Below are 13,009 nucleotides of genomic sequence, written 5' to 3' on the forward strand. Positions count from 1 at the left end.
ATCTATGCGGCTACACCGCATGGATCTCCGGCGCGACCGCGTGGAGGCACGGACGATCGCGGAGCAGACTGCCGCTACTCGCCCTGCTCGCCCTTCCAGAAGACGGTGACGACGTTGACCGCTCCCTGGCCCAACCAGTCATCGCCTCGATCACGGCCTCAACACCTTCAACCATCACCTGGAAGTGCCGGTCGGCGCCACCGTCGCGGTACTCCAACGTGTAGCCTCCGCCGGACTCGTGCCAGACCTGGGCGAAGACGTCGGGCAAGTCGGGTATCCGCTGGACCACCGGGAAACGGTCCCCGTCCTCCCCGACGCGCCGGACCAACACAGCCAGTTCCTCATCGGACACACGAACGTACCGCTCCGCGTTCTCCGTCTTCACCATGATCTCGAGCATGCGCAGACTCTGACACACCCCCCTGACAGAAGACCTTCCGAGACCTACGACGCAGCACCGCGAAGCCGGATCCGCTCAGGTCTTGCCTTGCCTGGTTCAGAGAAGCCACGCCCCCACCTGCCGCTACGGGGTGGGCGCCAGCCCCCTGCGCGAGGCACGTAAGACCGCCCGGCGGGCGCAGTACGGGGGCCTGAACGGTGTCCATCCTGCCGCCGACCTCCCACGCCTGAAGACACTAAGCCATTTTGACGTGGCTGGTAGAGACTACTGATCAACGATGCCCGGAACCGTCCCCGTGTTGACGGCGACGTCGTCATCTACCTTTGGGTCCGCTCCGCCGCATTGGTTGAGGGGCTGCCGAGGGGAGGCCCAGGAGGTGGCGGTTGGCTGCGCCGGTGCCTGCTGTGGTGGCCCCGTCGGCGTGGGGACCGTGTTGCGGTTGGCACAGTTGGTACCGAAGGCGGGGAAAGGAAGTCGCCGATACCGCCGGCGGAGGCGGGAGCGCGCCGGGACCTGTGACCGATGACGGGCTGCAGGGGCCGATCGTGCCTGCTTCGGCCCCCGCGGCCGGCCAAGCAGCACGTCAACGCCGAACCCGACCCGTGGGGGTCTGGGCGTAGACGGTGGGGGCGTGTAGATCACGGTCCAGAGGATCACGCCGCTAGGTGTGTTGTCAGGACAGCTTGGTGACGCGGCTCGCGGGTGCACGACACAGCACTGCCGGTGCCTACGTGGTGTGACCAGCGGTCACCGGCGGACGGTCCCCGCCCGGCCGGGCGCGACGTCGTCGCCGTCGCCGTCGGCGGAGCCTCAGTCCCACTCGGCGACCCCGGTGTCGGTCTCGCGGTAGCGGGCGATGACGTCCCGGTCGACGGTGCCGTCGACGTCGGTGAACCAGACCTCCCCGCCACTCCGGGTGGCGTTCCCGCACCCACCGGACCCGCGCCGAGTAGCCCGCCCCTCACCTGGCCTGACAGGTGCAGTGGGAGCCGTACCGGGCGCCCGCCGACGCACACCCGGGGGCTTTCCCCACCTTGCAACCGGTGGGCAGCGGGCTACTCGGCGCGGGTCCGGCTCGTCGAGACTCGGTCGCAACGCACCAGCTGTCGCCCGCCGACCCCAGAGGAGTACTTCCGTGTCCCAGCGTGTGCATGTAGTGGACGGTCTGCATCCTTTCGAACGGGAGGAGCTCCAAGGGCGGGAAGGGATGGCTGCCGCCCGGGCCGCCGACGCGTCGGGCGGGCGCCCGAGAAGCGCCGTGCGCAGGGCGCGGAGACTGCGGTTCGGAGCCGCCAGTCTGCTGGCGGCGGTCATGGCGACCGGTCTCGCGACGTCCGCCCCGGCAGCACGCGCCACGGAGGCCGAAGGTGGTCACCGCGCCGCTCAAGAGGCCCTCGACGGGATGGTGCAGGACGGGCCGCCCGGTGGTATCGCGGTCGTTGAGGACCGGAACGGAACCTGGGCGGGCCGTGCCGGCACCGCCGACCTGCGGCCGGGGAGGTCACCTCGGGTCGAGGACCGGTTCCGCGCGGGCTCCATCACCAAGACCTTCGTGGCCACGGTGATGCTCCAACTGGAAGCCGAAGGGAGACTGAGTCTGGACGACACCGTGGACCACTGGCTCCCGGGGCTGGTCGAGGGACACGGACACGACGGCCGGCAAATCACCCTGCGTCAACTCCTCAACCACACCAGCGGTGTGTACAGCTACACCGAGGACGAGGATTTCAAGCGGCGTGAGTTCGGCACCGCCTTCCTCCGCCACCGCTACGACACCTGGACGCCGGAGCGGCTCGTTCGGCTCGCCATGACCCATCAGCGCAGCTTCACGCCCGGCGACGGGTGGGGATACTCCGACACCAACTACATCCTGGCGGGCCTGGTGATCCGGAAGGTCACGGGCTTCTCGTATGCTGACGAGATCGAACGGCGCATCCTGCGTCCCCTGCACCTGGACTCCACCGTCTTGCCGGGAACGCGGTCTCCTCTGCCCGGGCCCGCAGGCAGGGCCTACTCGAAACTGACCGGGGAACTCGCAGGCCCGGGCGAGCCGGGCGGCAAGACCTACGACGTCACCGAACTCAACCCGTCCCTGGCGGGCGCTGCCGGTGAGATCGTCACCACCGCGCCCGATCTCAACCGGTTCTACCGGGCGCTGCTCTCCGGAAAGCTCCTGGAACCCCGCCAGTTGACGGAGATGACCACCACCGTGCCGGTCCCCCGGGCGCCGGGCTTCTCCTACGGCCTGGGCCTCATGAGGCTGCAGCTGTCCTGCGGTGTCGAGGTGTGGGGTCACAACGGCGGGATTCAGGGCTCGATATCGCAGGCCCTGACTACCGCGGACGGCGGCCACGCCATGGCGCTCAATTTCAACGGGGACTGGAACGTGCATGAGCAGCGGGTCGTCGACGCAGAATTTTGCCACGCGCGACCGTAGTCCATCGCCCGCCGGCGGCTTCGATCCAGGAGAGCGCCGACTCGTCGCGCCCGCGTCGCGGAGCTATCGGCGGAGCCTCTGCTGGTCTATCAACCGGATCTTGGGGATGAGTTCCGGGCAAGTGTCCGAATTTCAGGTGGTACGTGTGGGGGACGGAAGGTCACTCTCGGGAATGATCCGGTCCGACCGGCCCGTCCAACAAAGTGAAGACGCAGGCCATTTTATCCGACGAAGGAACAGGACCACGCGTATGAAACGTCTCGCACCGCTGCTCGCCACCTCCGGACTCCTGACCGCCGCCCTTCCCGGGCTGGTGGCGCCATCGGCCTCCGCCGCCGCGGTCCCCGCCTACCTGCGACAGACGCCGGCCTGGCACCGCTGCAGCCTCGATCGGCCGGAGCACGAGTGCCGCGAGAGCGGCCGGCATTGCCGCACGAAGCGGCAAGGTTCTTGAAGTACGCATCAGGTGTCATCTTCCTACTGTTCGGATGATCCGGGACGGCAGCCCCGTCATGGCGGGGGTCTCGCCGGACCGCCATCGCCGACGCCGTCCGCTTGGAGTGCGACGCGGAAGCCTCCGACTCACCGATCTGCTGCTACGTCACCCCGGAAGTGATCCGGTCCAGGTGGCGGGTCCTGCCGCCCCCAGGAGATCGCGATGATCGTCCTGGCCGTGCTGCGCCACTATCAGCACCTGGCCTGCACGACCGGCGGGAACAACGTGTCCGAGTCCACCGTCCGCCGCCGGCGCGGCGGGCTGATCACCCTGCACACCGCGCAGCCCCCGCGCTTGGATCGCGCCCTGAAGAAGATCGCCAAGAAGGGCTGGGAGGTCGTCCTGATCGACGGCACCCTCGTCGCCACCCAACGCCGCGCCGGAAAGGCTGACGGTCCTTCGATGGCCAGGTTTCAAGTATGATCCCAAACTCGTCGCTGAGGCTCTGACGGTCGCGTCCTCCGTGCTCGACGCCGAGGGGCTGTGGGAGGGGTCGATGGACGACGTACAACTCCACTTCATGGTCCATGACCTGGTGCTCGCTGCGGAGCGGCAGTGACGGTTGCACGGATTCCCAGGCAGCTGGTGCCGGCGGCTGGGCATTGAACGGCAAGTTCAGGGCCCTTATCGAAGGTGTTCACGTCCCTACGTGCGTCATGTGATGCTGACGTCATGACTGATCAACGCGGGGTTGCCGTTGTCCGCTGGCCGGATCAGGCTCCTTTCGCTCAGGATGGGTTGACCGAGCTGCTGGCGGCCTACCACTTGCAGACGCAGGCCGAGAAGGGTGAGGCGGTCGCCGGTGTTGATGGGTTGCCGGACCGCTACCGGGCAGAGGTCACGGATCCGCAGGCCGCGTTTGTTGACGATGTCGTGCTGCTGGCGTTGAGCGGGGACACCGTGGTGGGCTGCCTGGTGCTGGCCACCCCCATCAACGGATACTCCGAGGCCAAGAGGCTTTGGACGGATACGGCGTTCCGAGGGCGAGGCATCGCGTCCAGCCTGGTCAACGCCGCGCTGGCGCACGCTGCGGAGAACGGCGTCAGCACGGTGCGCCTCTCCGTGTGGGTGTGGCGCTCAGGTGCGATAACCCTGTACGAACGGCTCGGCTTCACAGTCACCGAGTCGTGGGACGAGCGGGACCAACTGGTCTGCATGGAACGCGCCGTATGAGTGATCACAACCACTCATCGATGGCTGCGACGAGGACGGTCCCCTCGTTAGCGGGCCGCAAGCTTGCCATTTCCGGGCGCGGGGGCCCGTAATCCGGCCCCGCGACCGCCTACGCCTCTACGACCGCGCGCAGACCCTCGCCTACCGATGGCCGCCACCTGCCACCCCCTGCCCGAACCGGGCCAGCACCCCGATGACCCCTAGAAGCCTCATGAAGATCTTGGGTTCTGACCCTGCCGTGTCAGCGGCAGGGCCAGACTCGTCATTGTGGCGATGGGTGAGTGGTGGCCCGCGCGGCGGCGAAGCGCACCCAGATCGGGGGCACCGCCGTGCGCGGCGGGGCCTCCGAGTCCCCCGCCTGCCCGGAGGGCTGTGCACATGCTGGTGACGTCGCCACACGGGAGGTCGACACCGCGGCCGGGCGAGAGACGGGGACACGGGTCCAGGGCCGTGCGGACCAAGCGTCCGCCCGTGGCTGAGCAGCCCAGACGCATGCGCTGCCCCGGAGCTCGGGACCTCCGGGGCAGCGCATGCATTCCATCCTCGGCAAGCCGGAGCAGAATCGGTTCCGCGACACGGCCGGCACACCTGGGAGCGATGCGGGACCGAACGTCGACCGCTGTCGTCAGGCTGCGGCCGGTGGGGTCGGGGATCCGGTGGTGCGCCGGTATTCGGCGTTGACGCGTTGGGCTTCTTCGAGCTGGTCTTCGAGGATGACGATGCGGCAGGCCGCCTCGATGGGGGTGCCCTGGTCTACGAGCTCGCGGGCTCGGGCGGCGATGCGGAGCTGGTAGCGGGAGTAGCGGCGGTGGCCGCCCGGGGAGCGCAAGGGGGTGATGAGACGGTGTTCACCGATGGCGCGGAGGAAGCCCTGGGTGGTGCCGAGCATGTCGGCTGCCCGGCCCATGGTGTAGGCGGGGTAGTCGTCGTCATCGAGACGACGGTGGGAATCGTCTGCTGTCATCGCACCTCTCTGTGGAACACGCTGGAGGGGCCCGGGTGCCGTACCGGCACCCGGGCCCCGAAGGAACTACTCACACCATCTGCCGGCCCTCATACTGCGCCGGCCCTCTGTTTCCGCACGGCCGGCCTGAACGCTGCCGAGGATGCGGGGATCGCGGATGCGTGACCGGAGACCACCTCACTATCGATGTCCTGCGGTACCCGAACTCAATGCTTCCGTCCGGGCGATCCTGATGGCGCCTGGCTCCTCCGTTCTTTCCCTCTGAATCACTCACTTACCAAAACGGGAACTGCATACTGCCGATACTGCGAACTGCTGTAACGCGGGTACTGCCGTACTACTGGTGGTGCGGATACTGCTCTTACTGCTCTTACTGCTCTTACTGCTGTACTGCGAACTGCTTGTACTGCTGGTGTTGCGTACTGCCGGTGGCCTCACACAGCGCCACCTCTTCGGCAGCCAGCCCCGTCGCCCATCCTGCGTCCGCTCTGGCTTAGAACCCCACTGCCGAACCTCCCGGTGCGCGCGCCCGCAGCCCGACGCCTTCACCGAGGTACCACTCACATACTTCACTGCTGGTACTGCTCATGGCGGCCCCTGATCACCGCGGGCCACCCGGTCCGGTCGTCAGTCCCGTCGCCGTCATACGACTGCTCTGGCTTCGACACTCCACCACCGCACCGTCCTGCGAACTGCAACTACTGGTACTGCGTGTACTGCTGCCCGGCAGTTCATCTCTGCCGGGCCCTTCTGATCTCGGCTACGAGAGAAACCATAACCACCGAAGCGTCCAATGTCTACTCCGGCCGGCACAGATTTCTGCCTGTTCGAAAGTGAGGTAGACGCACTCGAACACAACAGGGGCAGGCGGTGACCGGACACGACGACGATGCCGGCTCCTGGTATACCGAGGTCCGCGAGAAGTTCCGCCGGCCGCCCGGGCACCGCCTCGGCGGAGCGGACCTCGGGCTACCACGGGGCCTGCCGGGCTGACCCGGCAGGAGTTATGGGGTGCCTGTGCCCCACCGGGGGAAGGGCACGAGGCGACCCCGGTGCCGAGATTCCTGACGGTGCAGAAGGCGTTGACGTCGGCCTGGCCGGAGCCGCGGAAGAAGCTTCCGCCGCAGCCGACGCGGCTGGATCCGTACAAGCCCCTTGACCGACGAGATACTGCGGGCCTACCTGGATGCGCCGAGCAGCAGACCGCGGCTGAGCGCTGAGCGGTGAACCATCCGATCCTCAGTTCTCCATGAAACGCCGGCGCCAATATCCGCACTGAACGGGGTTGCCGGCATGAGGCGAGAGCTCAGGGACACGGCCCTGCGGTCGAACTCCATGTCCAACCTGGCGACGAGCCTGCCGAGGTCTGCCCGAGCACCACGGGGGAGCCACAGCAGCACGTCCTCCAGCCGGTCTCGCGCGACCAGAGGGTCACAGCAGTCGCAGCCCATCACCGGATCTGGCAGAACACGCCCTGGTTGCCCCAGATACCGCCGACACTCCGTCAGGGCAGCGGCCACAGCCCCCGGCCACAGATGCCCCTCCTCCGACTTCCGGATCGCTACGCGAGTGACAGCAGACACACCGCGGATCCGGCGAACCGGGATCCCTCGTCTGGGCCGCCAACGCTCCGCGCGCAGCCCCCTCGGACGCCTACGCGGCATCGGCCTTTCGGATCACCATGCCGTCATCCTGCCACGGTCTGCGTGCCTCGCAGGCAATCACTGCGAGCCCGCGCCGCTTCACGTGCTCTTGCTTCGCAGCACCACAACCCGTCGCTCACTGCCAGGCCGGCAAGGAGAGTGCGCCCCCGTCTGCCCGACGAATGCACCGAGCCGCGTCGAGATCGCCCGTCAGGCGGGGATCACACCGCCGAGGAGCAGGGCCGTCGGGGGCATGTCCGCCCGCCTCGGCTCAACAGGCCCACCAGGACCAGATGCGTGGAAACCATTCATGCGCGCAGTCTGCCGCCAGCCACTGACACCGAATAGAGGCGGAGGATCGGCGTTCTGCAGGAGCCCACCGATCAAAGGGTGGTGGTAGCGATATCCGTTGCTCGCGGCCAGCTCCCCGTTCCAACCCGCCCAGCCCCGAGGAAAGACGCCGGCTTTGGCCAGCCCTTATGCTCCCGGCCCAACGGCTGGTCACAGGCACCTGCCGCGTCCCGTAGGGTAGGGATCACCGACGCGGGGTGGAGCAGCTCGGTAGCTCGCTGGGCTCATAACCCAGAGGTCGCAGGTTCAAATCCTGTCCCCGCTACGAGAAGACCGGCCTCCTCGACGCACACGCGTCGAGGAGGCCGGTTGCGTTTACCCGCCATGCGTGTACATGGATGAGGGGCGCGAGTGGGGCGGCGGTGCGGGCGCCTGCGCCTGCGCCTGCGCCTGCGGGTCAGGCGGCCGTAGACGACGGTGGTCGCCGGGCAGTCTTCGGCCAGACCGAGTAGGGCTTGGCGCCCGGTTGGGCTCGCACGACCCTTCCGGGATCGTGTTCACGGCGCCGGCCGCGATGGTCGGCATGGAGCGCGAGTACATCCGCGACCGCACCCTGGAGGGCCACGAGTCCGCTCGCAAGCGTGGCAGGACGATCGCTGGCGCGGGCGTCACCGACGAGTCGATGCTGTCCATGGCCCTCAACGTGCGCGAGCAGGAGATGAGCCTGCGCGACATGGCAAACGCCTCGTCATCACCACCGGCACGAAGAAGGTCCAGCACCCCTCACCCGCCACCGTCATGCACATGCTGCGCGAGCACGACGAGCATAAAACCGCGACGCAAACCGCCGGCTGACTCGCGGCCCAGCCCTTGACGCTGATTCCGTGAGATGAATGACCACCTCGTGCCCGACTTGGCTTGTGCGCCCACCAACTACCAGTACGGCCCGTGGGATGGGCGTCGCGCAAGAAGCCAATGGGGCCACGGCGGGGGTCGAACACACCCCGGCGGGCCGGGCGGAGACGGCGCGGCATGATCCTCAGCCCCAGCGCGGTCGTGGTCGCCTGGCCGGATACCTCGCGATCCAAAGCCGTCGCCACCTTCGTCCAAGCCGCCCACGATGTCGCCACCCACCACCCTGACCACATGACCGCACTGGCCTGACCGCCGTACTCACCCTCTGGTCGCGCCGACCACGCGCTTCTTCCCTCGCCCCGATACCAGACAGCAACCGGCGCGAAGAACGGCCGGCCCCCACCCGTCACCGTCATGCGCAGGCCGCGGGAATTCGACCGACAGGCAGCGATGCCGCTAACCGCTACCCTCAGTCACGGCAGCTGCCAACGATCTTGAACCGTCCGGATGCACGCCCAGAACAAGTTGCACCAGGCAGACGAGCCGTCCCGCCGGCCGTCGTGTCAGGGGCCACTCCCCCTGCGGGTCTCCCCCAGCCGCAGGGCTCGCCGGTCGGGCCCCGGTACCACCGGAAGGCGGGGCGGGTTCGCTGCGGACAGGCACCTCGTGGACACCCTGCTGATCCTCATGCAGTCCACGACGCAGGCCCCATAGAGTCCGGTACCCGGGGATTCAGACCCCGGCGGTGGCTGCGGGCCGCTCGCCGACCACGACCAGGAAAGCGTCCCGTTCCAGGTCCATCACCACCCGCGCCGCTTCACCGCGTGCGCACCGCTCGGCCGCGGCTTCCTCGGCGGGCCAGCTGCCTCGCGGCCCGCCGGCGGGGAAATGCGCGACCACCCTAGCGCTCGTCATGTTCAGCACCTCCAGCGTCGAAGACCTTGTCGAGCGGGTGCCCCGACGCAGGGCGGACATGCGCGTCCTGGCAGCCTCGGGAGCCGCCGGGGTCCGCCGGGGTCCGCCGGGGTCCGCCGATTCAGGGGATCAGTCGGAGGGCAGCGTGACCTTCCCCGGCCGCAGCCAATGCGACCGGACTCCGCCTCGACGTAAGCCGGCAGGAGCTCGCGAACGAACGTGGACTCGTGCTGCTCCAACCCCCCGGTGCGGGTTCCGTGACGGACGGTCATTGGCCCCGGGTCGGCCCCGCGAAGGTCAGCCGGAACAGGGCGCCGCCCCCGGGCGCGGCCTCCACCGCCAGTTCGGCCGCGTGGGCCAGTGCGATCTGCCGTGCCATCGCCAGGCCGAGTCCCGATCCCGGCAGGGCCCGCGCCGCGCCCGCCCGGTAGAACCGGTCGAAGACGTACGGCAGATCCTTCTGGGCGATGCCCGGCCCGTGATCCCGTACCGTCACCTCCGCACGACCGCCTTGAACCGTCAGCTCCACCTCCACCGGAGCGCCCGGTGGGCTGTACTTCGCGGCGTTGTCCAGCAGGTTGGCCACCAGTCGGCTGAGCCTCGCCGGCACCCCCGGTACGACCGCCTCGACGGTGTGCACCATGAACGGTACGCATGGCCAGTGCTCCCGCGCCACCTGCGCGCAGTGCTCCACCAGTGCGCCCAGCCGTACCTGTTCGACCAGCGGCTGGGGTTCCTCGTCCCGGGCCAGCTCGATGAGGTCATGACCAAGCCTGTCACTTGCCGCAGCTGTCGTCCCAGCGCAAGCGAGGCCCGCTCCCGCTGCTCCTGCGTCAACCGGTCGCCTTGGGCCAGCAGTTCGGCGTTAGGCACTGTAGTGAACCGTTTCGCCGACCCTGCATTCCCGCCGGCACACAGCAGCACTCGGATGCCACAAGCAGTCACCAGACAGCCCTGCGACCTGGGCAGCGAGGATCCCGGAAGGACGGCACGGTGCTGCAGGGGCTCGCGCCACAACGGGTCGTATACGTGGGCCCGGTCAACACCCGCGCACCGCCGCCGGCCCCCAGAATCGAAGGAGACCTCTTCCCTCGGCTATCGCGAGGAAAGAGGTGTCATGGTGAGGCCGCCGGCGCCGATCACCGAGGGCGCCCGGCACGTTCACGGCATCTCCGACGAGGACGTGGCGAACGCGAGGCCCTTCGAGAAGGTCCTCCCCCGTCTGCGGAAGGTCACCAAGGACCGGATCATCTGTGCCTACAACTCCGAGTTGGACCGGTCCGTGATTTTGGGCGACATCCGGCGGGCCGAGAAGAAGCCCCTGCACCTGGAGGCCTACGACGCCTGGTTCTGCCTTATGGAGGCATACGCCTCATGGCTCGGCTCGAACAGGTGGATGCGGCTCGGCGGTGGGCACCGCGCGGCCGTGGACTGCCTCGCGTTACTTGAACGACTTGAGGAGATGGCAAAAGGCCGTGGGTTCGGGTTGTCCGAAGGTGGCTCGGAGCCAAACTCGCGGGTGGTACGGCCATAGCGGTAGCTGACCGGGCCCGGGTTCATCCGGGCCTGTCGAACCGGTGACGTATTGGCCACGTCGTCAGTGCATGGTCGGGCGAGGCCGGTTTTCGATCGAGGCAGTACGCGCCATGGATCAGGCGTGCAAGCGGGACTTCCACTCTTTTAGGCGATTTAAGGCATAACCCTCATCGAGGGCAATGTCAGGCGGTAACCATGAGGACATGACTCTTCTCGGAGGAAGACGGCTCCTGGCCGTTGCGTGCAGCATTCCGCTGACAGGTCTCTTCGCACTGGCAAGCAGTGCCGTCCCAGCACAAGCCAATGCCCGTCTCGCGGCAGAGGGGTGCAGCGCGAAGACCGACAACCGCAGTCCGAATAACTGGACGGCGGCTGATTGGAGGATCTGTATCGGCGACTACGGTGGGGCACACGGCGAGATCGACATCAGGTGCTACGCCGGCCAGACCATCGGCTGGAATGCAAGCGCGTGCACGGTCTCAGGAGACTTCGAGATCCGCAAGGGGCAGGAAGTCGTAATGTCCGGCCCGTTCTCCGTCGGTTCCTCAGTGAACGGGGTGGTCACCGCAGCTCCGTTCCGCTTCTACTGTCAGGGTCAGGGCGAGTACACCTTCATCACCACAGGAGTCCAAGCGACGCTTCGCGACAGCTGGGGTGCCCCCAGGCAGGGGTACGAATCCGTGAACATCGCGGATGCGACAGCCACTGTCACGATGTGCTGAGCCGAGTGCCATCACTTTTCCTCTCACGCAGCGAAAAGCCCCGGCCATCCTTTGGCCAGGGCTTTTCGCTGTTTCGGTATGCACCGCCTGGGATTCGCAACTTTGATCTCCGTATGCGGTCATGGTGCGGGCGTGGACTCCGGAGGAGCCCGCGCTCTGCCCGGTGTGCGAGGCGTCCTCGGGGAATCAGCACCAAAACGAAGCGGATGGCCCGCCAGATACACGGACGAGCAGGCTGCGGTTACCCGACGCGGGATCCGGCCCGGCCCACAGGGGGAAAGCCCGTCCCGGTCCACGGTGGTGTCGGCGCCGACCTGCGCCACCGACTCCGAGCGGAGCAAGGCGACGCGCCTGCGCATTCACCAAGGTCGCCTGCACGTCCTCGCACCCCCTGGTCCGAGCCCCGAGCTGGGGCGCTGCGGGCATGCCTGCGTAGCCGCGCCCTGGCATGTCCCGCAATTCACCCGCGCACCGCACCATGGCGTTCGACGCATCAGGTCATGATCAGAAGGCGGGTGTTTGGCACCAGCTTCCTGTTCACGCTCGTGCTCTGCACGAAGATCGTGAAGTCGTCGTTGTGATCCGGCTTGACGCGCACCTCCGCGTCCGGAAGCCCGAGCAGGGCGCGTGCCTCCGGCCCCGTGTAGAGCTTGTCCGACTTCTTCTCCAGCACCGCGACCTGCTTCCGTGCCTGGATCTTCTCCGACTTGCTCAACTGATAGAAAGCGCAGCCAGTGCGGTAGCCGTGGCCGGATTCGACGACCCGTTCCCGAATTGCCGCGTCGCGTTCGACAGGGACGAGCTGGTATTGGGACGGATCCACCGCCTGGAGACCGGCCGCCTTGATGGTGTCGCTGTTCACCGCGTCCCCACCCGCACGGAAGACGGCCCGCGATCCCCGGATTCCCTGGGTCCGGCCCACCATGAACTTCTCGGTCGCATCCTTGATCACCTGCCCGGCTTCCTGCAGGCCCTGGGTGCTCGTGGCGTCCCAGATGGCGATGTTGTCCTTGGGGAAGCCGTACTGCATGGCTTCGCGCTTACCCATCTGGTCTGGGACCAGGACCGCGAGCGTCCAGTTCTCCGCCTGTGTCTCGATCATCGAGGCGACGGCCTGTACCAGGTCCCGGGGGTTCTTGAAGGGGGCATCCGGGCAGCGGTGACTCGCGTTCTCCTGGCCGTCGGTCAGGACGAAGGTCAGGAAGCTGTGGTCGCCGTAGAGTTGGGCGGTCTGTGCCAGCTCATGCTGCGACTTCAGCGTGGCGGACACCAGAGCGGTCATACCGCCGGTCCGGTAGACCTCCTGAAGGGACGGCATGCGCAGCACGTCCTTGTCGTAGACGACGCACTCCACCTGGCTCGAGAACACGTACACAGTGACGCGGGTTTCTTGGTCAAGCTCCTGTGAGCGGCGGGCTAGGTAGGCAATCTGCTGGTCAGCGACTTCGACGACCTTGCGACTCAGGTGAGACATGGACGAGCTGGCGTCCAGGACGAGCGCGACATGATTGATGTAGTTCTGGTTGCCGGACATGGCGAACCCCCCGTTTGCGTTCTCCGATTCGGTAATCCGATCC

At 67.5% G+C, this 13,009-nt stretch carries 10 protein-coding genes, 1 tRNA gene and 2 pseudogenes; 8 read left to right on the plus strand and 5 right to left on the minus strand.

What is annotated here, in order from left to right:
- Positions 1 to 115 precede the first annotated feature (115 nt).
- Positions 116 to 400, minus strand: a pseudogene (locus tag ACV7NM_RS01015) (DUF6891 domain-containing protein); the annotation flags it as partial.
- A gap of 1,207 nt (positions 401 to 1,607) precedes the next feature.
- Here ACV7NM_RS01015 and ACV7NM_RS01020 point away from each other — a divergent pair.
- The 4 genes from ACV7NM_RS01020 (at position 1,608) to ACV7NM_RS01035 (ending at position 4,506) form a co-directional block, all read left to right on the plus strand.
- Positions 1,608 to 2,837: a serine hydrolase domain-containing protein gene (locus ACV7NM_RS01020; RefSeq protein ID WP_463413800.1), complete on the plus strand. Its 1,230-nt coding sequence runs from the start codon at positions 1,608 to 1,610 to the stop codon at positions 2,835 to 2,837.
- A 250-nt stretch (positions 2,838 to 3,087) separates the two neighbouring features.
- Complete coding sequence (locus ACV7NM_RS01025; RefSeq protein WP_463408399.1) at positions 3,088 to 3,291, plus strand: hypothetical protein; 204 nt, start codon at positions 3,088 to 3,090, stop codon at positions 3,289 to 3,291.
- A 204-nt stretch (positions 3,292 to 3,495) separates the two neighbouring features.
- Positions 3,496 to 3,756, plus strand: a complete 261-nt coding sequence (locus ACV7NM_RS01030) for a hypothetical protein (RefSeq protein WP_463408400.1) — start codon at positions 3,496 to 3,498, stop codon at positions 3,754 to 3,756.
- A gap of 249 nt (positions 3,757 to 4,005) precedes the next feature.
- Positions 4,006 to 4,506 (plus strand): GNAT family N-acetyltransferase, encoded by a 501-nt coding sequence (locus ACV7NM_RS01035; protein WP_463408401.1) that lies wholly within the window; start codon positions 4,006 to 4,008, stop codon positions 4,504 to 4,506.
- A 625-nt stretch (positions 4,507 to 5,131) separates the two neighbouring features.
- Here the strand turns inward: ACV7NM_RS01035 and ACV7NM_RS01040 are convergent.
- Complete coding sequence (locus ACV7NM_RS01040) at positions 5,132 to 5,470, minus strand: MerR family transcriptional regulator (protein ID WP_463408402.1); 339 nt, start codon at positions 5,468 to 5,470, stop codon at positions 5,132 to 5,134.
- 2,185 nt (positions 5,471 to 7,655) lie between these two features.
- On the opposite strand from ACV7NM_RS01040, the gene ACV7NM_RS01045 reads away from it, so the two are divergent.
- Both ACV7NM_RS01045 and ACV7NM_RS01050 read left to right on the plus strand, forming a co-directional pair.
- Positions 7,656 to 7,729, plus strand: a tRNA-Met gene (locus ACV7NM_RS01045).
- A 707-nt stretch (positions 7,730 to 8,436) separates the two neighbouring features.
- Positions 8,437 to 8,568 (plus strand): hypothetical protein, encoded by a 132-nt coding sequence (locus ACV7NM_RS01050; RefSeq protein ID WP_463408403.1) that lies wholly within the window; start codon positions 8,437 to 8,439, stop codon positions 8,566 to 8,568.
- A 423-nt stretch (positions 8,569 to 8,991) separates the two neighbouring features.
- Here ACV7NM_RS01050 and ACV7NM_RS01055 read toward each other — a convergent pair whose 3' ends face one another.
- Both ACV7NM_RS01055 and ACV7NM_RS01060 read right to left on the minus strand, forming a co-directional pair.
- Positions 8,992 to 9,174: a hypothetical protein gene (locus ACV7NM_RS01055; RefSeq protein WP_463408404.1), complete on the minus strand. Its 183-nt coding sequence runs from the start codon at positions 9,172 to 9,174 to the stop codon at positions 8,992 to 8,994.
- A 268-nt stretch (positions 9,175 to 9,442) separates the two neighbouring features.
- Positions 9,443 to 10,041 (minus strand): annotated as a pseudogene (locus ACV7NM_RS01060) (sensor histidine kinase); the annotation flags it as partial.
- A gap of 250 nt (positions 10,042 to 10,291) precedes the next feature.
- Between ACV7NM_RS01060 and ACV7NM_RS01065 the strand changes: the two are divergent.
- Together ACV7NM_RS01065 and ACV7NM_RS01070 are read left to right on the plus strand one after the other, a co-directional pair.
- Entirely contained in the window at positions 10,292 to 10,708 is a 417-nt protein-coding gene (locus ACV7NM_RS01065; protein WP_463408405.1) for a 3'-5' exonuclease, read from the plus strand.
- Positions 10,709 to 10,913: 205 nt separating this feature from the next.
- Entirely contained in the window at positions 10,914 to 11,432 is a 519-nt protein-coding gene (locus ACV7NM_RS01070; RefSeq protein WP_463408406.1) for a hypothetical protein, read from the plus strand.
- Positions 11,433 to 11,925: 493 nt separating this feature from the next.
- Here the strand turns inward: ACV7NM_RS01070 and ACV7NM_RS01075 are convergent, their stop codons facing one another.
- Positions 11,926 to 12,966 carry a vWA domain-containing protein gene (locus ACV7NM_RS01075; protein WP_463408407.1) on the minus strand — a complete coding sequence of 347 codons (1,041 nt, stop codon included), beginning with the start codon at positions 12,964 to 12,966 and terminating at the stop codon, positions 11,926 to 11,928.
- Positions 12,967 to 13,009 lie beyond the last annotated feature (43 nt).

The organism is Streptomyces sp. Tek67B01 (genome assembly GCF_055231995.1).

Bases quoted from the DNA above. Each gene is read 5' to 3' on its own strand.
- ACV7NM_RS01020 (WP_463413800.1), top strand. From the start codon at position 1,608: ATGGCTGCCGCCCGGGCCGCCGACGCGTCGGGCGGGCGCCCGAGAAGC.
- ACV7NM_RS01025 (WP_463408399.1), top strand. From the start codon at position 3,088: ATGAAACGTCTCGCACCGCTGCTCGCCACCTCCGGACTCCTGACCGCC.
- ACV7NM_RS01030 (WP_463408400.1), top strand. From the start codon at position 3,496: ATGATCGTCCTGGCCGTGCTGCGCCACTATCAGCACCTGGCCTGCACG.
- ACV7NM_RS01035 (WP_463408401.1), top strand. From the start codon at position 4,006: ATGACTGATCAACGCGGGGTTGCCGTTGTCCGCTGGCCGGATCAGGCT.
- ACV7NM_RS01040 (WP_463408402.1), bottom strand. From the start codon at position 5,470: ATGACAGCAGACGATTCCCACCGTCGTCTCGATGACGACGACTACCCC.
- ACV7NM_RS01050 (WP_463408403.1), top strand. From the start codon at position 8,437: ATGATCCTCAGCCCCAGCGCGGTCGTGGTCGCCTGGCCGGATACCTCG.
- ACV7NM_RS01055 (WP_463408404.1), bottom strand. From the start codon at position 9,174: ATGACGAGCGCTAGGGTGGTCGCGCATTTCCCCGCCGGCGGGCCGCGA.
- ACV7NM_RS01065 (WP_463408405.1), top strand. From the start codon at position 10,292: ATGGTGAGGCCGCCGGCGCCGATCACCGAGGGCGCCCGGCACGTTCAC.
- ACV7NM_RS01070 (WP_463408406.1), top strand. From the start codon at position 10,914: ATGACTCTTCTCGGAGGAAGACGGCTCCTGGCCGTTGCGTGCAGCATT.
- ACV7NM_RS01075 (WP_463408407.1), bottom strand. From the start codon at position 12,966: ATGTCCGGCAACCAGAACTACATCAATCATGTCGCGCTCGTCCTGGAC.